16 protein-coding genes, 6 tRNA genes and 1 pseudogene are annotated in these 21,043 nt (G+C 49.1%); 5 read left to right on the forward strand and 18 right to left on the reverse strand.

Going from position 1 to position 21,043, the window contains the following annotated elements; translation table 11 throughout:
- Positions 1–19: 19 nt before the first annotated feature.
- The 3 genes from ybeY to miaB form a co-directional block, all read right to left on the reverse strand.
- Positions 20–487 carry an rRNA maturation RNase YbeY gene (gene ybeY / locus VJY99_RS15875; RefSeq protein WP_324120161.1) on the reverse strand — a complete coding sequence of 156 codons (468 nt, stop codon included), beginning with the start codon at positions 485–487 and terminating at the stop codon, positions 20–22.
- Positions 484–1,545, reverse strand: a complete 1,062-nt coding sequence (locus VJY99_RS15880; RefSeq protein ID WP_324120163.1) for a PhoH family protein — start codon at positions 1,543–1,545, stop codon at positions 484–486. Before VJY99_RS15880 ends, ybeY begins: the two co-directional genes overlap by 4 nt.
- Positions 1,546–1,771: 226 nt before the next feature.
- Positions 1,772–3,199 carry a tRNA (N6-isopentenyl adenosine(37)-C2)-methylthiotransferase MiaB gene (gene miaB, locus VJY99_RS15885; protein ID WP_324120165.1) on the reverse strand — a complete coding sequence of 476 codons (1,428 nt, stop codon included), beginning with the start codon at positions 3,197–3,199 and terminating at the stop codon, positions 1,772–1,774.
- Between the two features lie 135 nt (positions 3,200–3,334).
- Between miaB and ubiF the strand changes: the two genes are divergently transcribed.
- Positions 3,335–4,510, forward strand: coding sequence for a 3-demethoxyubiquinol 3-hydroxylase (gene ubiF, locus VJY99_RS15890; protein ID WP_324120167.1), 1,176 nt, complete (start codon positions 3,335–3,337; stop codon positions 4,508–4,510).
- A 117-nt stretch (positions 4,511–4,627) separates the two neighbouring features.
- Here the strand turns inward: ubiF and VJY99_RS15895 are convergent.
- The 11 genes from VJY99_RS15895 to nagB all read right to left on the reverse strand — a co-directional run bounded on the left by VJY99_RS15895 (position 4,628) and on the right by nagB (position 11,508).
- Positions 4,628–4,702, reverse strand: a tRNA-Gln gene (locus VJY99_RS15895).
- Positions 4,703–4,708: 6 nt separating this feature from the next.
- Positions 4,709–4,785, reverse strand: a tRNA-Met gene (locus VJY99_RS15900).
- Between the two features lie 24 nt (positions 4,786–4,809).
- A tRNA-Gln gene (locus tag VJY99_RS15905) sits at positions 4,810–4,884 on the reverse strand.
- Between the two features lie 56 nt (positions 4,885–4,940).
- Positions 4,941–5,015, reverse strand: a tRNA-Gln gene (locus VJY99_RS15910).
- Between the two features lie 19 nt (positions 5,016–5,034).
- A tRNA-Leu gene (locus VJY99_RS15915) sits at positions 5,035–5,119 on the reverse strand.
- Between the two features lie 16 nt (positions 5,120–5,135).
- Positions 5,136–5,212, reverse strand: a tRNA-Met gene (locus tag VJY99_RS15920).
- Positions 5,213–5,463: 251 nt separating this feature from the next.
- The gene (gene asnB, locus VJY99_RS15925; RefSeq protein WP_324120169.1) at positions 5,464–7,128 is read right to left on the reverse strand and encodes an asparagine synthase B; all 1,665 of its coding nucleotides are present in this window, start codon (positions 7,126–7,128) and stop codon (positions 5,464–5,466) included.
- A 314-nt stretch (positions 7,129–7,442) separates the two neighbouring features.
- On the reverse strand, positions 7,443–8,195 hold the full coding sequence (locus tag VJY99_RS15930; protein ID WP_324120170.1) for an HAD-IIA family hydrolase: 753 nt from the start codon (positions 8,193–8,195) through the stop codon (positions 7,443–7,445).
- A gap of 52 nt (positions 8,196–8,247) precedes the next feature.
- Positions 8,248–9,468, reverse strand: a complete 1,221-nt coding sequence (gene nagC, locus VJY99_RS15935; protein ID WP_324120171.1) for a DNA-binding transcriptional regulator NagC — start codon at positions 9,466–9,468, stop codon at positions 8,248–8,250.
- 7 nt (positions 9,469–9,475) lie between these two features.
- A complete protein-coding gene (nagA, locus tag VJY99_RS15940; RefSeq protein ID WP_324120173.1) occupies positions 9,476–10,624 on the reverse strand; it encodes an N-acetylglucosamine-6-phosphate deacetylase in 1,149 nt (382 codons plus the stop codon).
- A gap of 83 nt (positions 10,625–10,707) precedes the next feature.
- Positions 10,708–11,508, reverse strand: a complete 801-nt coding sequence (gene nagB, locus VJY99_RS15945; protein WP_324120176.1) for a glucosamine-6-phosphate deaminase — start codon at positions 11,506–11,508, stop codon at positions 10,708–10,710.
- A 334-nt stretch (positions 11,509–11,842) separates the two neighbouring features.
- On the opposite strand from nagB, the gene nagE reads away from it, so the two are divergent.
- The 3 genes from nagE (at position 11,843) to chiP (ending at position 17,591) form a co-directional block, all read left to right on the forward strand.
- Complete coding sequence (gene nagE, locus VJY99_RS15950; RefSeq protein WP_324120177.1) at positions 11,843–13,867, forward strand: N-acetylglucosamine-specific PTS transporter subunit IIBC; 2,025 nt, start codon at positions 11,843–11,845, stop codon at positions 13,865–13,867.
- 196 nt (positions 13,868–14,063) lie between these two features.
- Complete coding sequence (glnS, locus tag VJY99_RS15955; protein WP_324120179.1) at positions 14,064–15,731, forward strand: glutamine--tRNA ligase; 1,668 nt, start codon at positions 14,064–14,066, stop codon at positions 15,729–15,731.
- Positions 15,732–16,193: 462 nt separating this feature from the next.
- Entirely contained in the window at positions 16,194–17,591 is a 1,398-nt protein-coding gene (gene chiP, locus VJY99_RS15960; protein ID WP_324120180.1) for a chitoporin ChiP, read from the forward strand.
- A gap of 113 nt (positions 17,592–17,704) precedes the next feature.
- On the opposite strand, the gene fur is transcribed toward chiP, so the two are convergent.
- From fur to ybfF, 4 genes are all read right to left on the reverse strand, one after another.
- The gene (fur, locus tag VJY99_RS15965; RefSeq protein WP_121267171.1) at positions 17,705–18,157 is read right to left on the reverse strand and encodes a ferric iron uptake transcriptional regulator; all 453 of its coding nucleotides are present in this window, start codon (positions 18,155–18,157) and stop codon (positions 17,705–17,707) included.
- A 406-nt stretch (positions 18,158–18,563) separates the two neighbouring features.
- A complete protein-coding gene (gene fldA, locus VJY99_RS15970; protein ID WP_324120182.1) occupies positions 18,564–19,094 on the reverse strand; it encodes a flavodoxin FldA in 531 nt (176 codons plus the stop codon).
- Positions 19,095–19,313: 219 nt separating this feature from the next.
- Positions 19,314–19,595 carry a LexA regulated protein gene (ybfE, locus tag VJY99_RS15975; protein ID WP_324120185.1) on the reverse strand — a complete coding sequence of 94 codons (282 nt, stop codon included), beginning with the start codon at positions 19,593–19,595 and terminating at the stop codon, positions 19,314–19,316.
- 136 nt (positions 19,596–19,731) lie between these two features.
- Complete coding sequence (ybfF, locus tag VJY99_RS15980) at positions 19,732–20,508, reverse strand: esterase (RefSeq protein WP_324120187.1); 777 nt, start codon at positions 20,506–20,508, stop codon at positions 19,732–19,734.
- A 318-nt stretch (positions 20,509–20,826) separates the two neighbouring features.
- On the opposite strand from ybfF, the pseudogene VJY99_RS15985 reads away from it, so the two are divergent.
- Positions 20,827–21,043: pseudogene (locus tag VJY99_RS15985) on the forward strand (replication initiation regulator SeqA); the annotation flags it as partial.

The raw sequence follows: 21,043 nt of genomic DNA on the forward strand, positions 1-21,043 counted from the left end.
GTGTAAATCCCTACAGAGACTACTCTTTCTCGGCAATGTACGGATCAGCATACCCAAGAGCAAGCATTATCTCTGTTTCCAGGGATTCCATCTCTTCGGCTTCTTCATCTTCAATATGATCATAGCCAAGCAGATGCAAGCTACCGTGGATAACCATATGCGCCCAATGCGCATCCAGCGGTTTTTGCTGTTCTTTTGCTTCCTGTTCCACAACCTGACGACAAATAATCAAGTCGCCCAGTAACGGAAGTTCAATGCCTGGCGGGGCTTCAAACGGGAATGAAAGCACGTTTGTGGATTTATCTTTCCCACGGTAAGTGAGGTTTAGATCGTGGCTCTCGGCATCATCCACCAGGCGAATCGTCACTTCGGACTCTTCCTGAAATTGTGGGATGACTGCATCGAGCCAAGTCTGAAATTGTACTTCCGTCGGGAGACCGCTTGCGTCTTCACACGCGATCTGTAAATCCAAAATCACCTGACTCATTTACTCTCCTGAGCGGCGGCATTGATAGCCATCGCTTCTCGCTTGCGTTCAGCCGCGAGTTCATCTTTACGAACCTGTTCCGCGTTTTCCCACGCTTCATAGGCATTCACAATGCGTGCCACAACTGGGTGGCGTACTACGTCTTCGCTATTAAGGAAGTTAAAACTGATTTCATCGACTTCTGACAGCACTTCAATCGCGTGGCGCAGGCCAGATTTCAGATTCTTTGGCAAGTCGATTTGGGTGACGTCACCTGTAATCACGGCTTTGGAGTTGAAACCAATGCGCGTCAGGAACATCTTCATCTGCTCGGTAGTGGTGTTCTGGCTTTCATCCAGAATGATGAAGGCATCATTGAGCGTACGGCCACGCATGTAAGCGAGCGGGGCGACTTCAATCACGTTGCGTTCGATTAGTTTTTCAACGCGCTCAAAGCCGAGCATCTCAAACAGCGCGTCATATAATGGGCGTAAGTAAGGATCAACCTTTTGACTTAAATCCCCTGGCAGAAAGCCCAGTTTTTCACCGGCTTCTACCGCAGGGCGGGTCAGCAAAATGCGGCGAATATCCTGACGTTCTAGCGCATCAACTGCCGCAGCAACAGCAAGATAGGTTTTACCCGTTCCTGCAGGGCCGACACCAAACGTGATGTCGTGGTCGAAAATATTGGCGATGTACTGCGCCTGGTTAGGCGTGCGAGGTTTGATAACGCCACGTTTGGTCTTGATGTTGACCGCTTTACCGTACTCTGGAACGCTTTCGGCGGACTGTTCCAGTACCCGAATCTCTTTAATGGCAAGGTGGATTTGTTCCGGTGTTATATCCTGAATTTCCCCACGCATCGGCGCGGTATCAACGTACAGATTGCGCAGAATATCTGCGGCGGCATTCACCAGAATTGGGCGGCCCGTGAGCTTGAAGTGATAGTCGCGGCGGTTGATCTCGATACCCAGCCGACGTTCAAGCTGCTTGATGTTGTCATCAAATGGGCCACACAGGCTTAGCAGACGCGCATTGTCTGCGGGTTCTAGCGTAATTTCACGTGTTTCGATATTCAAACTTATCCTCGGGGTCACTCTGGGCCAGTTGAAGGAATTGCCGCCTACCTGCATCCAGAAGTTGCTTGGGTATACAGCAGGCCATAAAAAGAGTATTTACGGCGAGTGAAGATGGTGCAAGCCTGGTTTTGGATATTTGGGTGGCTGATTCAGAATGCAAGTGCAACAAATGAAAATGCCCGTCGGTTCACGGCGTTAGCGAACCGACGGGCAAAGCCGTGCGGAACTAAGGCTGATAGATCCCAACGCCGATTTCATTCTCTTTACGGGTGCGGGCAATAACCGATGCAGGTGATTGCGCAATACGCAGCCCCATTTGGTCTTCAGTGCGAACGACCTTCCCGCGCAGTGAGTTGTTCGTCGCAACCTCAGTAATTTCCACATCCACAAACTTACCGACCATATCCGGGGTACCTTCAAAGTTAACCCCACGGTTGTGTTCGGAACGCCCGGTGAACTCCATAATGTTTCTGCGCGACGTTCCTTCAACCAGAACACGTTGAGTGGTGCCGACCATATTACGGCTCAACTCCATTGCTTGTTGGTTGATGCGGTCTTGCAGGATGTACAGACGCTGTTTCTTCTCTTCTTCTGGCACGTCATCCACCATATCGGCGGCAGGTGTACCTGGGCGTGAAGAGAACACGAAGCTGTAGCTAACATCAAAATTCACATCGGCAATCACTTTCATGGTTTGCTCGAAGTCCTGCTGGGTTTCTCCTGGGAAGCCCACAATAAAGTCGGAGCTAATCTGGATGTCAGGACGGGCTGCACGCAGTTTGCGAATCGTTGATTTGTATTCCAGCGCGGTATGGGTACGGCCCATCAGGTTCAACACGCGGTCAGAACCACTCTGAATCGGCAAATGCAGGAAGCTCACCAGCTCAGGCGTATCGCGATAAACCTCGATGATATCGTCAGTGAATTCAATCGGGTGGCTGGTGGTAAAACGAATACGGTCAATACCGTCAATCGCGGCAACCAGACGCAGTAGCTCTGCGAAAGAGCAAATTCCACCGTCGAAAGAAGGGCCGCGATAAGCATTCACGTTTTGCCCGAGCAAGTTAACTTCACGTACGCCTTGTGCGGCGAGCTGGGCAATTTCAAACAGAACGTCATCGCACGGACGGTTAACTTCTTCACCACGGGTGTAAGGCACCACGCAGTAAGTACAATATTTATTACAGCCTTCCATAATAGAAACGAAAGCGGTCGGGCCGTCAGCTTTTGGCTCTGGCAGACGGTCAAATTTCTCGATTTCCGGGAAGCTGACGTCAACAATAGGGCTACGGTTACCGCGAACTTTGTTGATCATTTCCGGTAAGCGATGCAGGGTTTGCGGCCCGAAAACGATATCAACATAGTGTGCACGGCTACGGATAAGCTTGCCTTCCTGGGAAGCAACGCAGCCGCCAACACCGATAATCACATCGGGATTCTTGCGCTTTAAGAGTTTCCAACGGCCCAGCAAATGGAATACTTTTTCCTGGGCTTTTTCACGGATAGAGCAGGTATTGAGCAGCAATACGTCCGCTTCTTTTGGATTATCCGTAAGGATATAGCCATGCGTGCTGTTCAGCAGATCGGCCATCTTTGATGAATCGTATTCGTTCATCTGACAGCCCCAGGTTTTGATATGGAGTTTTTTCGTCATCGACTTGCCATTGCTCAGTTAAAGCCAGGAATTCAGGCCGCGTATTGTAATGCTTTGGCCTTGATGTGACCAGCCTACGAAACATGGGTAAAAATCCGGTAGAATCAGGATAGACAATTTAAGGACAAAATCATCATGTTGAACCAGACAATAGATGTTGCGGTAGTCGGCGGGGGGATGGTCGGCGCGGCGGCAGGCCTTGGTCTTGCGCAAAATGGTTTTCAAGTGGCGGTGGTTGAGCATCAGGCTCCTGCTGCTTTTGACGCCACAAGCCAACCCGATGTGCGTATTTCGGCCATTAGCAGCGCGTCAGTGGGTTTGCTGAAATCGCTCGATGTCTGGCCGGCGATTCGGGCGATGCGCACGCATGCTTATCGCCAGCTTGAAACCTGGGAGTGGGAAAGCGCGCACGTTAGCTTCAATGCTCACGAGCTTGGGCTGCCAGAACTGGGCTATATGGTCGAAAACCAGGTTTTGCAGCTTGCGTTGTGGCAGGCGCTGGAAGCCCATCCAAACGTGACGTTGCTATGTCCGGCGCAAATTACCCAACTGCGCGGGCAGCAAGGAAGTTGGACGCTACAGTTTGCAGATGAGCAGACTCTGACGGTGCCGATGGTGATTGGTGCTGATGGCGCGAATTCTCAGGTGCGTCGTTGGGCGGGGATAGGCATTCATGCCTGGCAATATCGTCAGTCCTGCATGTTAATCACCGTGAAGTGCGAGTCTCAACCTGGAGACAGCACCTGGCAGCATTTTACCCCTACAGGGCCGCATGCCTTTTTACCCTTATTCGATAATTGGGCTTCCCTGGTTTGGTACGACTCTCCGGCACGCATTCGCCAGCTACAGAATATGTCGATGCCACAGTTGCAAAAAGCCATTGAAGCCAGTTTCCCTGAACGCTTAGGAAAAGTCATGCCGGTTGCCTGTGGTGCATTCCCTCTGACGCGTCGCCATGCGTTGCACTACACGCAACAAGGTTTGGCGTTGATTGGTGATGCGGCACATACCATTCATCCGTTAGCCGGGCAGGGGGTGAATCTGGGTTATCGCGATGTGGAAGCGTTGCTCGATGTGATGATCAATGCGCGCAGTTACGGTGATAATTGGGCGGATGCGCGTGTACTAAAACGCTACCAGACGCGCAGGCAAGCGGATAACTTCCTGATGCAAAGTGGCATGGACCTTTTCTACGCTGGGTTTAGTAACAACTTAGGGCCGCTGCGAGTGATTCGAAATCTGGGGCTGATGGCAGCCGAACGCGGCGGTGTATTGAAACGCCAGGCGTTGAAGTATGCGTTAGGGTTATGAATTAGCGGGTGGATGTCGCTACGGTTTAGTTTTGCGTGAGCGACATCCGACAAAAACTTCGATCGGATTGACCAAATACAGAAAAGCAAAAAGCTCGCCTGAGCGAGCTTTTCTTTTTGGCTGGGGTACGAGGATTCGAACCTCGGAATGCTGGTATCAGAAACCAGAGCCTTACCGCTTGGCGATACCCCAAAAATATGGTGGCTACTACGGGAATCGAACCTGTGACCCCATCATTATGAGTGATGTGCTCTAACCAGCTGAGCTAAGTAGCCAAATTGTAAAACTATTCTTTCGACTGGCTGGGGTACCTGGATTCGAACCAGGGAATGCCGGTATCAAAAACCGGTGCCTTACCGCTTGGCGATACCCCAACTAAGGGCGCACAAAACTACCGTGCTATGTCGAAAACTGCTATGTCAAAAAAAAGTGGCTGGGGTACCTGGATTCGAACCAGGGAATGCCGGTATCAAAAACCGGTGCCTTACCGCTTGGCGATACCCCATCCGTGCAACGCTATAAAATGGTGCGGGAGGCGAGACTTGAACTCGCACACCTTGCGGCGCCAGAACCTAAATCTGGTGCGTCTACCAATTTCGCCACTCCCGCGCTAAAAAAAGAATAATGGTGGCTACTACGGGAATCGAACCTGTGACCCCAGCATTATGAGTGCTGTGCTCTAACCAGCTGAGCTAAGTAGCCTTCTTTTTTTTTGCGTCACCTTATCGGCGTTGCGGGGCGCATTATGCGTAGTTGGCCTTCTAGCGTCAACAAATTTTTTCCCGAAAAGTGGCTGAAATTGTCTGTTTGACCAGCTTACGAACAGCTTGATGCAATATTCGTCAATTATCGGTTATTTCGTGGTTTTATTTGGTGAAAAACCCCGAACTGTGGCGGGGAATAATGTAGAAATAAAAACGGGCCCGTAGGCCCGTGTGGTTAATTTTGTTCGCTTATTTATAAGCAGACTGGTGCACGCCTACGGCACGGCCTGATGGGTCATTCATTGTTTTGAATGCTTCATCCCATTCAATGGCCTTAGCGGAAGAACAGGCAACGGACGGGCCACCAGGAACACATTGTGCAGCACTTGGCAGTGGGAACAGCTCTTCAAAGATCTCGCGGTACAAATAAGCTTCTTTAGAGCCTGGTGTGTTGTACGGGAAACGATAGCTTGCGGTTTCCAGTTGTTGATCGGTGACTTGCCCGGCTGCAACTTCTTTCAGTGTGTCAATCCAGCTGTAACCAACGCCATCAGAGAATTGCTCTTTCTGACGCCATGCAATGCTTGCTGGCAGATAGGATTCAAAACATTCACGCAGGATATGTTTTTCCATCTTACCGTTGCCGCACATTTTGTCTTTCGGGTTGATACGCATAGCCACATCGAGGAATTTTTTGTCCAGGAACGGTACGCGAGCTTCAACGCCCCAGGCTGACATCGCTTTGTTAGCACGAGCACAGTCAAACATATGCAGTGCCTGGAGCTTGCGAACGGTTTCTTCGTGCAGTTCTTTATCGTTTGGCGCTTTATGGAAGTACAAGTAGCCGCCAAACACTTCATCAGAACCTTCACCGGACAGCACCATCTTGATGCCCATGGCTTTGATTTTACGTGACATCAAATACATTGGAGTAGAGGCGCGAATGGTGGTCACATCATAGGTTTCAATGTGATAGATAACATCGCGAATGGCATCCAAGCCTTCTTGCACCGTGAAATGAATTTCGTGGTGAACCGTACCCAAGTGGTTTGCGACTTCTTGCGCCGCTTTCAGGTCAGGGGAACCGACCAGACCGACCGCAAATGAGTGCAGCTGTGGCCACCAGGCTTCAGAACGTTCTTCATCTTCTACACGACGAGCCGCAAATTTCTTAGTAATCGCAGAAATGACTGAGGAATCCAGACCACCAGACAGCAGCACGCCGTACGGTACGTCAGACATCAGGTGGCTTTTAACGGCATCTTCCAGCGCCTGGCGTAATTCATTCTTGTCGGTGACGTTGTCTTTTACTGCATCGTATTCGAACCAGTCACGCTGGTAGTAGCTGCGGACTTCGCCGTCTTTGCTCCACAGGTAACTCCCTGCAGGGAACTCTTTAATGGTGCGGCAGACCGGAACCAGGGCTTTCATTTCAGATGCAACATACATGTTGCCGTGCTCGTCATAACCCATATACAGCGGGATAATACCTATATGGTCACGGCCAATCAGGTAAGCATCCTGAGTTTCGTCATACAGAATGAAAGCAAACATCCCCTGAAGATCGTCAAGGAACTCCGGGCCTTTTTCCTGATAGAGCGCGAGGATCACTTCGCAGTCAGAACCTGTCTGGAATGCGTAACGGTCACCGTATTCTGCGCGCAGAGCCTGGTGGTTGTAGATTTCACCGTTAACAGCCAATGCGTGAGTTTTTTCTTTGTTATACAGCGGTTGTGCGCCAGCGTTGACGTCAACAATAGAGAGGCGTTCATGGCACAGAATGGCTTTATCATTCGCGTAAACACCAGACCAGTCTGGGCCGCGGTGACGCATCAGGCGAGATAACTCGAGCGCTTTCTTACGCAATTCGACTGCGTCGGTCTTGATATCCAGAACACCAAAAATAGAACACATAGAACACTCTCCGTAACACTGACTTAAACGATGTAATTTTGTGATGTCGCATTACCGTTTGTTGATGTTTTAGCGGCAATGCTGCGTGGCTTGACTAAGAAAATGCGCAATCATTGATGGGAATGCAAGTCCTTTAGTCTTTAAGGGGGAAATAATTCAACGGTGATTGTTGATTACTGAAAAATGATGATGAAAAAGACGGATTAATTAGCGGATCGGCAATTTTTATCAAAATTGCCAGGCTGGTGTTCAGTGAGTGTGGAATAGATTGTTGAATCGTTAAAACGCCCGGCGAAAACCAGGCGAATGAATAATTAAATGATATCGATTTCAGCAACGGAAGGATAAATCCAGGAAGGGCGGAATGGCATGGCATCGATGTCATTGAGTGTTGAAACACCTGACAGAACCAGAATAGTTTCTAAACCAGCCTGGAATCCAGCAAGGATATCGGTACGCAAGTTATCACCGACAATCACAGTATGCTCGGAATGCGCCTGCATTTTGTTTAGCGCAGCACGGATAATCCACGGGCTTGGTTTGCCAACGCAGAAGGGTTTGCGACCCGAAATTTTCTCAATTCCTGCGCAAAGCGCGCCGCAAGCAGGGTAGTAACCGCGACCATGCGTGTCAGGGTTGGTGGCAATAAAGCGTGCACCGTTTGCTACAAAATAGGCGGCTTTGTGCATCATTTCCCAGTTATAGGAACGTGTTTCACCGACGATAACAAAGTCAGGATTAATATCGGTTATCGTGAAACCGGCTTTGTAGAGCTCATGAATCAACGCACCTTCACCGACAACATAGGCTTTTTTCCCTTCCTGGCGACGCAGGAAATCGGCGGTTGCCATTGCGGAAGTATAAAAAACGCTGTCAGGGACATCGATACCCGCGGAAGCAAAACGGTTTGCCAAATCCTGGCCCGTTTGCGAGGGGTAATTGGTCAGCAGAACCAGTGGAAGGCCCTTTTCCATGATGCGGGCTAAGAATTCATTCGCACCTGGTATGGCGACGTTGTCGTGCATTAGCACGCCGTCAATATCACAAATTACATTCTGAATGGTCATTGACTACTCTTACTCACATTTTGGGTATAGCGTTAAAAGGCTGACGACTGGATTAACTTTCTAGCAGACGCTGAAGTAGAACACCATTTAACATCGCGCGTTTTACTAAGGCAAACGCCCCAATTGCAGACCGGTCATTGAGTTTTGAGCGTACCACAGGAAGGTTTTTACGAAACGCTTTGAGTGCCTGAGTGTTGATGCAGCTTTCAATGGCGGGAAGAAGCACTTTCTCGGCTTCAATAATTTCCCCGGCAATCACCACTTTTTGCGGGTTGAACAAGTTAATCGCGATAGCAATCGCTTTGCCTAAATGACGGCCAACGTGTTCAATCACTTCACAGGCCAAAGCATCGCCTTTATTAGCCGCTTTGCAGATAGCGGTAATGTCGCAATCTTCGAGTGTCAGGCGGCTGTTGTAACCCTGTTCAAGTAAGTGGCGCACACGCTGTTCGATAGCGGCGTTGGCGGCTATCGTTTCCAGGCAACCGAAGTTTCCGCAGTGGCAGCGCTCGCCTAAAGGATCAACTTGAATATGGCCAATCTCACCAACGTTACCGTTGCGGCCAATAAAAATTCGACCGCTCGACAAAATCCCGGCACCTGTACCCCGGTGGACACGCACCAAAATGGAGTCATCACAGTCGTGTGTTGCACCAAAGTAATGCTCCGCAAGCGCGAGGCTCCGGATGTCATGACCGACATAGCAGGTCACTTTGAAATTTTTCTCAAGGCTGTCGATCAGCGCCCAATCACTAACCTGAATATGTGGCATGTAGCGAATCACACCGGTTTCAGGATCAACCAGACCTGGCAGTATCACTGAGATAGCGATCAGTTCACGTATTTTGCGCAGGTTTTGCTCGATAAAATGAGAAATAGCCTTGAGCAACGCGTGCTCAAGCGTTTCCTGTGTCCGTTCCGGAAGGGCGTAATGCTCTTCTGCGAGCGGTTTAGCGCTAAGGTCAAACAGCGTGATGGTGGCGTCATGACGACCCAGGCGAACGCCGATGGCGTGGAAATTTCGGGTTTCAGTGATAATTGAGATAGCGCGGCGGCCACCGGTGGAAGCCTGTTGATCAACTTCTTTGATCAAGCCGCGCTCAATGAGCTGGCGAGTAATTTTAGTGACGCTGGCAGGTGCAAGCTGGCTTTGTTCGGCAATCTGGATACGAGAGATTGGCCCGTGTTGGTCAATCAGGCGGTATACCGCTGCGCTATTTAGCTGTTTAACGAGATCGACATTACCAATTTGAGCCTGTCCGCCAGTCGTCATGCCTTAATTACTCAGTTACGACCTCGTTACCATTAACGAATGTCTTGGTGATTTTATAATCACGGGTAAAGACCGTCAGGTTGGCGACTTTCCCGGTTTCGATAGTACCTAATTGCTGCTCAACACCCATCGCACGGGCAGGGTAGAGTGTGGCCATACGTAAGACTTCGTCTAAGGCGATGCCAGCGTGCTCGACCAGGTTACTGACCCCTTCAATCATCGTCAGGGCAGAACCGCTCAGCGTACCGTTCTCATCTACACATAAACCATCACGGTAGTATATTGTTTTTCCAGCAAAAATGAACTCATCGATATTTGCACCTGCCGGAGCGGTTGCATCGGTGACCAGACAGAGCTTATCGCCCTTAACCTTTTTCGCCGTGCGGATATTGGCATAGTCCACATGTAAACCATCGGCAATGATACCGCAGTAAACATCTGGCTCATCAAAAATTGCACCGGCAAGACCTGGTTCACGGCCAGTAATATACGGCATCGCGTTGAAAAGGTGGGTTGCGAAGGTAATACCTGCGCGGAAACCAATTTTGGCTTCTTTTGCCGTTGCGTTGGAGTGCCCGGCAGAAACGATAATGCCAGCCGCCACCAGTTTGCTAATCACTTCAGGTACCACCATTTCTGGCGCCAAAGTGATTTTGGTGATCACATCTGCGTTTTGGCAAAGGAAATCGACCAGTTCTGCGTCAGGCTTACGCACGAAGCTTGGGTTGTGCGTGCCTTTTTTCACCATATTGAGCCATGGGCCTTCAAGATGCAGACCCAGTGCCTGGTGCTGATTCTTCGCCAGGTACTCACGCATCACTTTCACGCCTTGCTTCATCAGCTCGTCGCTGCTGGTGATAAGTGTCGGTAAGTAACTGGTGCAGCCAGAACGCTCGTTGGCTTTCTGCATGATTTCCAGCGTTTCAACGGTAACTGCATCGGCAGAATCATTAAACTGAACGCCACCACAGCCATTGAGCTGCACATCAATAAAACCGGGGGCGATGATTGCACCGCCCACATCGCGAGTCTCAATACTCGCTGGGAGAGTTGAGCGCGGGCAAACGCGTTCAATCAGGCCGTTCGCGATAACAACTGCGTGATCATCAAGAATTTCATGGCCGGTATAAATCCGACCGTGAGTTAGTGCAAACATAGTTACCCCCGGTTATACCCGTCATACTTCAAGTTGCAGGGGTGTTGGCTGCAACTCGAATTATTGAGGGTATAAGTTAGTATTTAAAGATCTTTGATGTTTTCTGCTTCGAGCTCATTGAAGTACTTCAGGGTCTTCACTTTGAGTTCCATCGTGGACGGCTCATCACAAACCACCACGGCTTTAGGATGCAGTTGCAGACAACTAATGGTCCACATGTGATTCACGTTACCTTCCACAGCCGCTTGCAGCGCTTGCGCTTTCAAATGGCCGAGCACCAAAATCATCACTTCTTCTGCATCAAGCAGAGTGCCCACGCCAACAGTCAGCGCGTATTTCGGCACTTGAGTCACATCGCCATCAAAGAAACGGGAGTTTGCAACACGGGTGTCATGAGTCAGCGTTTTGATACGAGTACGAGATGCCAGAGAAGAAGCCGGTTCGTTGAACGCAATATGACCATCGTTACCTACGCCACCCATAAACAGGTGAATTTTGCCGTAAGAACGGATTTTTTCTTCATAACGACGGCATTCGGCGTCAACATCTTCGGCATTACCATTCAGCAGGTTGATATTATCTGCCGGGATATCAACGTGATCAAAGAAATTACGGTGCATGAACGTATGATAGCTTTCTGGATGCTCTTTTGGCAGGCCAACGTATTCATCCATGTTAAAGGTGACGACGTTTTTAAAGCTAACCTGGCCCGCTTTGTGCATCTCTACCAGTGCTTTGTACGCTTCAAGAGGAGTACCGCCAGTTGGCAGGCCCAGTACGAAAGGGCGATCCGCTGTTGGCTTAAATGCATTAATACGATTAACGATATGGCGTGCTGCCCATTTGCCAACTTGAGCTGGGGTAGCCAGGGGAATCAGTCTCATCATTCACCTCATAATTTAATAGAAAATAGAGTTAGCCAGATTGATTGTCCGAACCCTCTAAGGGTAAACCAGTTTCAAACTGGTCATAACGCGGTCAACCCGACTTGATTTTTCGGATGATAAAATAAGTTTTAGTCGATAGCTAGCCAGAGAGGGGTGCAATAACAATATTTGGTGATTGTAATCACAAAAAAAGGGTGTTTAATTTGCGATACGAATTAATTTTTCACACACTCAGACAACTGGTGAATGATTGCCAAGTTTTCAAGGTTTGTTAAACAATAATAAAACTGCTTTGAACGAGCCTTAACAGGGTCTCATAGGGGGAATTAACGTGAGTATTCTAGGTTATTTGCAAAAGGTTGGCCGCGCGCTGATGGTGCCGGTAGCCACATTACCAGCCGCAGCCATATTAATGGGTGTTGGTTACTGGATTGACCCTATTAGCTGGGGGGGGGATAGCGCATTAGCGGCGTTATTCATTAAGTCTGGTGCTGCTATTATTGATAACATGTCCGTGCTGTTCGCCATTGGTGTGGCTTACGGTATGTCTAAAGACAAAGACGGTGCAGCAGCTCTTACCGGTTTTGTTGGCTTCTTAGTTTTAACAACTCTCTGCTCTCCAGCAGCGGTTGCCATGATCCAAAAAATCCCGGTGGACCAGGTTCCGGCGGCATTCGGTAAGATTAGCAACCAATTCGTCGGTATCCTCGTCGGTATCATCTCTGCAGAATTGTACAACCGTTATAGCAGCGTTGAGCTGCCAAAAGCGTTGTCCTTCTTCAGCGGTCGCCGTTTGGTTCCAATCCTCACTTCCTTTGTGATGATCGTGGTTGCATTCATTCTTATGTACATCTGGCCGATGATCTTCGACGGCCTGGTGAACTTCGGTGAACACATCCAGAAACTGGGCTCTGCAGGTGCGGGTATTTACGCATTCTTCAACCGTTTGCTGATTCCAGTCGGTCTGCACCACGCGCTGAACTCCGTGTTCTGGTTTGACGTTGCGGGTATTAACGATATCCCTAACTTCCTGGGCGGCGGACAGTCCATCGAATCAGGTAAAGCGGTTGTCGGGATTACGGGTCGTTACCAGGCTGGTTTCTTCCCAATCATGATGTTTGGCCTGCCTGGCGCTGCACTGGCAATCTACCATTGTGCACGTCCTGAAAATAAAGCCAAAGTAATGGGTATCATGATGGCGGGGGCATTTGCTTCCTTCTTTACAGGTATCACCGAACCGTTGGAATTCTCCTTCATGTTCGTGGCTCCTGTTCTGTACGTTATCCATGCGGTATTGACCGGTATTTCTGTGTTCATCGCTGCCAGCATGCATTGGATCTCTGGATTTGGCTTCAGCGCCGGTCTGGTGGATATGATGCTTTGGGTGCGTAACCCACTGGCAACACATTGGTACATGCTGATTCCACAAGGCATTGTGTTCTTCGGTATCTACTACGCTGTGTTCCGTTTCACTATCACCAAATTCAACCTGTTAACTCCAGGTCGTGAACTGGCAGTTGCTGGTGATGAAGCTGATGGTCAGGACGTGAATATTAGTGCCGACACCAACCAGGATGTTTCTCTACTGGCTCGTCAGTATGTCGCAGCGGTAGGCGGTTCAGCTAACTTGACCGGTATTGATGCGTGTATCACTCGTTTGCGTCTGAACGTGAAAGACTCTTCATTAGTTAATGAAGCGTTGGCAAAACGTCTGGGTGCAAGTGGTGTTATCCGTCTGAACAAAACTAGCGTACAAATTATCGTAGGTTTTGTGGCTGAGAAGATTGCTAACTCAATGAAAACTGTCGGTGATGTGCCTGCTGCGGCACCTGTTAGTGCTGTCGCGCCAGCTGCTGTTGCTGCGACAAAACCACAGGCTGTGCCAAATGCTGTGACAATCGCTGCGCTAGTTTCACCCGTAACGGGTGAAGTGGTTGCGCTGGAGCAGGTTCCTGATGAAGCCTTCGCCAGCAAAGCAGTCGGTGACGGTGTTGCTATTAAGCCGACAGAGAAAACGGTTGTCTCGCCAGCCGCGGGTACTATCGTGAAAATCTTTAATACCAACCACGCGTTCTGTCTGGAAACCGAAAAAGGTGCAGAGATCGTTGTCCATATGGGCATTGATACCGTTGCATTGAACGGCCAGGGCTTTACTCGTCTGGTAGAAGAGGGGGCTGAAGTGGTTGCAGGCCAGCCGATTCTGGAAATGGATCTTGATTTCCTGAACGCCAATGCTCGCTCCATGATTAGCCCAGTCGTTTGTAGCAACATTGATGACTACAGTGGTCTGGTAATCCAGGCACAAGGTTCAGTGGTTGCAGGGCAAACACCTCTGTACGAAATTAAAGGCAAATAATCGCTCCTGAGCCATAAATTGTGCCTTTAGCGGCTGGTGAGATTTTCTCCAGCCGCTTTTTTATTGCCGCTTTACTCGCCGTTCCCCATCACTGCCTACCTGTAACCCCCTTATTTATGCAACTAAAGGTTGTTTCCGACGCCTGCTTATTAGATCATATGACGTTAACGAAAGTTTATGCACTGAGGAACCCGCGATGAGTGAGGCTGAAGCCCGCCCAACAAACTTTATTCGCCAGATTATTGATGAAGATTTGGCCAATGGTAAGCACAACAGCATTTGCACCCGTTTTCCGCCAGAGCCAAACGGCTATCTGCATATCGGTCATGCAAAATCTATCTGCCTGAACTTTGGTATCGCACAAGATTATCAAGGCCAGTGCAACCTGCGTTTCGATGACACTAACCCGGTAAAAGAAGACATCGAATACGTAGAGTCAATTAAGCAAGATGTTGAATGGCTAGGTTTTCATTGGTCTGGCAACGTGCGCTACTCCTCCGATTATTTCGATCAGTTGTTCAACTATGCGGTTGAGCTGATCAATAAAGGTCTGGCGTATGTTGATGAACTGACTCCAGAACAGATCCGTGAATATCGCGGCTCATTGACAGCACCTGGAAAAAACAGCCCATTCCGCGATCGTAGCGTCGAAGAAAACCTCGCGCTGTTCGAGAAAATGCGTAACGGTGAATTTGCCGAAGGGACTGCGTGCCTGCGTGCGAAAATTGACATGGCATCGCCGTTTATCGTGATGCGTGATCCGGTGCTGTATCGCATTAAATTTGCTGACCATCACCAGACTGGCAATAAGTGGTGCATCTATCCGATGTACGACTTCACACACTGCATTTCCGATGCGCTGGAAGGCATTACGCACTCCTTGTGTACGCTTGAATTCCAGGACAACCGTCGTCTGTACGACTGGGTGTTGGATAACATCACTATTCCTGCGCATCCACGTCAGTACGAGTTCTCACGCCTGAATCTCGAATATTCCATCATGTCCAAGCGTAAGCTAAACCTGTTGGTGACGGAGAAGGTGGTAGAAGGTTGGGATGACCCACGTATGCCGACCATTTCTGGTCTGCGTCGCCGGGGTTATACCGCTGCTTCTATTCGTGAGTTCTGTAAGCGTATTGGCGTAACAAAGCAAGATAACACCGTTGAAATGGCGGCTCTGGAATCTTGTATTCGTGATGACCTGAACGAGAACGCCCCGCGTGCGATGGCAGTGCTTGATCCGGTGAAAGTTATCATTGAAAACTTCCCGCAGGGCGAAGTTGAAATGGTGACCATGCCTAACCATCCGAACAAGCCAGAGATGGGCAGCCGTCAGGTACCGTTCAGCCGTGAGATATACATTGACCGTGCTGATTTCCGCGAAGAAGCGAATAAGCAGTACAAACGTCTGGTATTGGGCAAAGAAGTCCGTCTGCGTAATGCTTATGTGATTAAAGCCGATCGCGTTGAGAAAGATGAAGCAGGGAATATCACCGTGCTGCATTGCTCTTACGATCCTGACACGTTAAGCAAAGACCCGGCTGATGGTCGCAAAGTGAAAGGCGTTATTCATTGGGTCAGCGCAGAACATGCCCTGCCTGTTGAGATTCGTCTGTATGACCGTCTGTTCAGCGTGGCGAACCCTGGTGGCGCGGAAGATTTCCTTGCAACAATTAACCTCGACTCTCTGGTTATCAAGCAAGGTTTCGTGGAACCGAGTCTGCAAAATGCAGAAAAAGGTAAAGCGTATCAGTTCGAGCGCGAAGGTTATTTCTGCCTGGACAGCCGTTATACAACCGCTGAAAAACTGGTATTTAACCGTACCGTTGGGTTGCGTGATACCTGGGCTAAAATAGGCGAATAACAAAAATCGTCTTCTAAGAGCGCCGCTAATTCATAGCGGCGTTTTTTTTGCGCCATATTCATCTTTTATCCACTTTTCCATATTCGCGTTGCGAATTAATGCTATTTAGAACGCCTCCAGTCTCCTTTCTTTTGGTCAACCTCAGAGCATAATAAATTCTTTGTTTTATTGTTATGGAGCCAATCTGTAGAATTTTGTGCGTAAATTTTAATTATATTCAGTGAATAAACCTTTCATTGTTATTTGTTACAAATGCTCATGAATTATGTGCTCTCTGTCATAATATCTGAATGAACTCTTACAAAACCGTTGATAATTCGCGTCGCGAAAAATAGTCTAATGGGGAGCAGTAATGCGGGAAAATATTTTTAACCGCTTTAGCCGTTAGGCATTTTTACTTTTTTCGCTATCTGACGTCTTTTAACGTCTGGCGATTATTTATACGTTAAAGAGGAATTTTATATGCGTACGTTTAGTGGTAAACGTAGTGCGCTGGCGCTTGCAATCGCAGGTGTCACGGCTCTTTCAGGACTGGTTGTAAGCCCTCAGGTAAGTGCCGCAGGTTTTATTGATGATTCAGTTCTGACCGGGGGTGTTTATTACTGGCAGCGTGAGCGTGATCGTAAAGACGTCACTACAGATAAATATGAAACTAACCTTTCACACGCTACCTGGAACGCAAACCTGGACTTCCAGTCTGGATATGCCGCAGACATGTTTGGTCTGGATATCGCAGCCTTTACTGCTATCGAAATGGCAGAAAATGGTGACAGCGGCCACCCGAACGAAATCGCATTTTCCTCCATCAACAAAGCATACGACGAAGATTATTCTGGCGATAAGAGCGGGATTAGTCTTTATAAAGCCGCAGCGAAATTCAAATACGGCCCAGTTTGGGCGCGCGCAGGTTATATCCAGCCAACCGGTCAAACGCTGTTAGCGCCACACTGGAGCTTCATGCCTGGTACTTACCAGGGGGCAGAAGCTGGGGCAAACTTTGATTACGGCGATGCCGGTGCTCTGAGTTTCTCCTACATGTGGACCAACGAGTACAAAGCTCCATGGCACTTAGAAATGGACAAGTTCTATCAGAACGATAAGAACACCCGCGTTGATTTTTTACACTCGCTGGGCGCGAAGTATGACTTCAAAAATGATCTGATTCTCGAAGCCGCATTCGGGCAGGCAGAAGGGTATGTGGATCAGTACTTCACCAAAGCAAGTTACAAATTTGATGTTGCTGGCAGCCCGTTGTCAACCAGCTACCAATTCTACGGTACACGTGACAAAGTTTCCGACGGTAGCGTCAACGATCTTTATGACGGCACCGCATGGTTGCAGGCATTGACTCTCGGATACAAAGTGGGCAAGGTTGACCTGCGTGTTGAAGGAACCATGGTTAAGGCAGACGGCCAGCAGGGTTACTTCCTGCAACGTATGACCCCAACGTATGCATCTTCTAACGGTCGTCTGGATATCTGGTGGGATAACCGTTCTGACTTCAACGCCAACGGCGAAAAAGCCTTGTTTGCAGGTGCAATGTATGACCTGAGCAACTGGAACCTGGCAGGTTGGTCAGTGGGGGCCTCTTATGTTTACGCATGGGATGCTAAACCAAGCTCTAAACCAACCACTGACGGTTTCTACGAAGCCGACAATCGTCTGAAAGAATCTGCCTACAGCCTTGATGCGCTCTACACCATTCAGGATGGCCGTGCGAAAGGCACTCTGTTCAAACTGCACTTCACTCAATACGACAACCATTCCGACATCCCAAGCTGGGGCGGTGGTTACGGCAACATCTTCCAGGATGAGCGCGATGTTAAGTTTATGGTCATCGCTCCGTTTACCATTTTCTGATGGGATACCGGGCGTGAGCACGCCCGGCATTGTTTAAGCAATAAAAAAACCGGTGAGCTTCCTCACCGGTTTTTTTATATTTGGCCACCGGGTAGGGTGGTCAAATGTGCAGATTACTTTTCGCTGATTTCGTGTGCATTTTCGTCGGTACGGCAATCACCTTCAGCGCAGTGACCGTAAAGGTACAGGCTGTGGTTTGTCAGACGAATGCCATGGCGTGTTGCGATTTCACGCTGGCGAGCTTCGATTGAATCATCGCTGAATTCAATGACTTTGCCGCAGTCCAGGCAAATCAGATGGTCGTGGTGATGCTGTTGTGTCAACTCGAACACGGATTTGCCGCCTTCGAAATTATGACGGGTCACAATGCCTGCATCATCAAACTGGTTTAGAACACGATAAACTGTGGCGAGACCAATCTCTTCGCCCATATCAATCAGACGTTTATAGAGGTCTTCCGCACTGACGTGGTGGTTCACCGGACCCTGCAACACTTCAAGGATTTTTAATCGCGGAAGCGTGACTTTCAGGCCGGCCTTCTTCAATGCGGTATTATTGTCAGTCATGCGGAAATTGTCCTGTTGCTTAACGGATCGCTCGGACTCAGGGTGAGCGTTAAGATGAATGCGTCTCATTATAGAACTGCCGCTTCTAAATGGGAACCGCAAGTATTATGCATAATCAAGCTAAAAAACGGCGTCTGAGTCGCGATTTGATTGCCTTGTTAGCTATTTAGTCAGGAGGTCATTGTACAGGGACAAACTGAAAAGTTAAAAATTTGTAGCGATTATTTTAATCGGAATAATCTATTAATGTGACGCAGTCCAATAGGTGCGTCACATTGATACCCGTCATACTTCAAGCTGCCTCTTGTTGGCCGCGTTCACGCACCCGAATCACTGACATATGTAAGCCGATCGGGACTTGTTCACTTGCCGCCGCGATGCAGCTCGAATTATTTCGGGTATAGGATCAGGCGTTGAGAATATCAGCCAGGTTCAGTTCTTCTGAAACCTGCTTAACCCACTGTTGAACACGCTGTGCAGTCAGTTCAGGCTGACGATCTTCATCAATCGCCAGACCAACAAAGTGATCGTCGTCAGCCAGACCTTTAGAGGCTTCAAAATGGTAGCCAGCAGTTGGCCAGTGACCCACGATTGCAGCACCACGTGGTTCAATGATGTCGCGGATAGTGCCTAATGCGTCACAGAAGTATTCTGCGTAGTCTTCCTGGTCGCCACAGCCGAATACAGCTACCAGTTTACCATTGAAATCAACATCTTCCAGAGTCGGGAAGAAATCATCCCAGTCACACTGCGCTTCACCGTAATACCACGTTGGAATGCCGAGAAGCAGAATATCGAAGCCTTCCAGGTCTTCTTTGCTGCTCTTAGCAATGTCATGCACCTCAGCAACGTCTTTGCCGAGCTGTTTTTGAATCATCTTCGCGATATTTTCGGTGTTACCAGTGTCGCTGCCGAAAAAAATGCCTACGATTGCCATGAGTAAAATAACCTCTTGAAACTTAATGGTATGGTGGCTGCTATTTGGCCACAGATAGGGCAATCATAGCAGAACACATTACGGTGCGGAAACTGCTATCGCCCTGTTGTGCACAGACTGCAACATCGTATTCCGGGCTTATACCCGTAATCCTTCAAGCTGCAGCTAACACCCCTGCAACTCGAATGCTAACGGGTATGGGTATAAACAGCCTTTTAACTAACTGAGATGCTGCTTCAGTTGCGCGAGTAGAATCTCTTCAATCAACTCACTACGACTGATATTGCGCGCTTCAGCCAGATGATTAAGTGCATCTACTGCTTCATTATTGAGCTTTAGCTCCACTCGCTTCAGGCCGCGTACTTTATCGCGCTTGAGCTGGTTGCGTTTATTGATACGCAGTTGCTCATCACGCGTGAGCGGATTGGTTTTCGGTCGCCCGGGGCGACGCTCGTCCGCGAACAGATCTAATGTAGTACGGTCCGTTTGTTCTTTTGCCATGATTAGACTACTGACAGGGAATTCAGGTGGCACGGAGCGGGGGTGCTCTGGCGCATTTTAGCGCGCAATCATACATCAGCATGGCTTTCGCGCCAACGCGTTAGCCGCATCTGGCGGCCAGTCGGTTTGTTTTTAATCAGTTTGCCGCTGTTGTGTCGATAAAACGATGGATTGCGCGCAAAACAGCATCAGGTTTTTCGGCGTGAACCCAGTGTCCGGCACCAGCAACCACATGAGCGCGAGCCTGTGGGAACTGCGCAAGCAGTGTTTCGCGGTGCGATTCGTCAACATAAGGAGACGCGCCACCCCGGATAAACAGTGCCGGTTCATTCCATGTCGGGATAGTTTGCCAACCCACAATATTCTCGTACTGCTCCCACAATACCGGAACATTAAACTTCCATTCCCCATCGGCAAATGACTTCAGCAAGAACTGGATGACCCCTTCTTCATTAAGGTACTGGCGCATCACAGTCGCGGCTTGCTGGCGGGTTTTCACCTCAGCGGTGGTAACGGCATTAATGGCCGAGAAAATTTCATCATGGCGGCGAACTTGATAATCCACAGGAGCAATGTCAATCAGCACCAATTTATCGATGCGCTCAGGCGCAATAGCCGTCAATGCCATCGCAACTTTTCCACCCATGGAATGGCCAATAATTATCGCTTTCTCAAAGCCATATTCATCAAGCGTTTCAACCACGTCTTGTGCCATCACGGCATAGTTCATCTCAGGGCTACGTGGAGATAATCCGTGATTACGAAGATCGATTTGCAGCAAAGAGTGTTCTTGCCCAAGGTCGCGGGCCAGCACACCCAGGTTATCAAGGCTACCAAAAAGACCATGGATCAGGACGATGGGGGAATGACGAGTCGATTGTTGCGCAGTTTGCAGGCGAGCATTCAATTTCATGGCAAAGTTCTTTTTTTTTACTTCGTGTGGTTAGGGTATCATAACGGCATTCTGCCTTAGTGCCGCAAATTTCCAGTTAATACCTGTCATACTTCAAGTTGCATTTGTGTTGGCTTTACTCGCTCACCCCAGTCACTTACTCAAGTAAGCCCCTGGGGGTTCACTGCGTCGCCGCCGTCCTGCAACTCGAATGAATTAAGGTATAGTCTGACTTTGTGGTGTGAAAAAAGTTTGGCGCTACCCGAGGTTGGGATTTGTACACTTTATACATATAATCCCAACAACTTGAATTCAGAAAAGATACCGCACCGGATTAAGATGAAAACAATTGAAGTTGATGACGAGCTCTATCGCTATATTGCCAGCCACACGCAGCACATTGGTGAAAGCGCCTCAGATATTTTGCGCCGCATGTTGAAGTTCACCGCCGGACAGAGCGCACCCGCTGCGCCCGCCGCTGGTGCATCAATGAAAGAAGCGCAACCTGCCAGCCGTGAAGCGCGTCCTCAGGATCGCGTCCGTGCGGTACGTGAGC

This window comes from Buttiauxella sp. (assembly GCF_035271705.1).
Taxonomy (GTDB): domain Bacteria; phylum Pseudomonadota; class Gammaproteobacteria; order Enterobacterales; family Enterobacteriaceae; genus Buttiauxella.

Coding starts and splice junctions, on each gene's coding strand:
- chiP (WP_324120180.1), top strand. CDS start 16,194: ATGCGTACGTTTAGTGGTAAACGTAGTGCGCTGGCGCTTGCAATCGCA.
- glnS (WP_324120179.1), top strand. CDS start 14,064: ATGAGTGAGGCTGAAGCCCGCCCAACAAACTTTATTCGCCAGATTATT.
- miaB (WP_324120165.1), bottom strand. CDS start 3,199: ATGACGAAAAAACTCCATATCAAAACCTGGGGCTGTCAGATGAACGAA.
- nagB (WP_324120176.1), bottom strand. CDS start 11,508: ATGAGACTGATTCCCCTGGCTACCCCAGCTCAAGTTGGCAAATGGGCA.
- ybfF (WP_324120187.1), bottom strand. CDS start 20,508: ATGAAATTGAATGCTCGCCTGCAAACTGCGCAACAATCGACTCGTCAT.
- ybeY (WP_324120161.1), bottom strand. CDS start 487: ATGAGTCAGGTGATTTTGGATTTACAGATCGCGTGTGAAGACGCAAGC.
- ybfE (WP_324120185.1), bottom strand. CDS start 19,595: ATGGCAAAAGAACAAACGGACCGTACTACATTAGATCTGTTCGCGGAC.
- fldA (WP_324120182.1), bottom strand. CDS start 19,094: ATGGCAATCGTAGGCATTTTTTTCGGCAGCGACACTGGTAACACCGAA.
- VJY99_RS15930 (WP_324120170.1), bottom strand. CDS start 8,195: ATGACCATTCAGAATGTAATTTGTGATATTGACGGCGTGCTAATGCAC.
- ubiF (WP_324120167.1), top strand. CDS start 3,335: ATGTTGAACCAGACAATAGATGTTGCGGTAGTCGGCGGGGGGATGGTC.
- fur (WP_121267171.1), bottom strand. CDS start 18,157: ATGACTGACAATAATACCGCATTGAAGAAGGCCGGCCTGAAAGTCACG.
- nagC (WP_324120171.1), bottom strand. CDS start 9,468: ATGACGACTGGCGGACAGGCTCAAATTGGTAATGTCGATCTCGTTAAA.
- asnB (WP_324120169.1), bottom strand. CDS start 7,128: ATGTGTTCTATTTTTGGTGTTCTGGATATCAAGACCGACGCAGTCGAA.
- nagA (WP_324120173.1), bottom strand. CDS start 10,624: ATGTTTGCACTAACTCACGGTCGGATTTATACCGGCCATGAAATTCTT.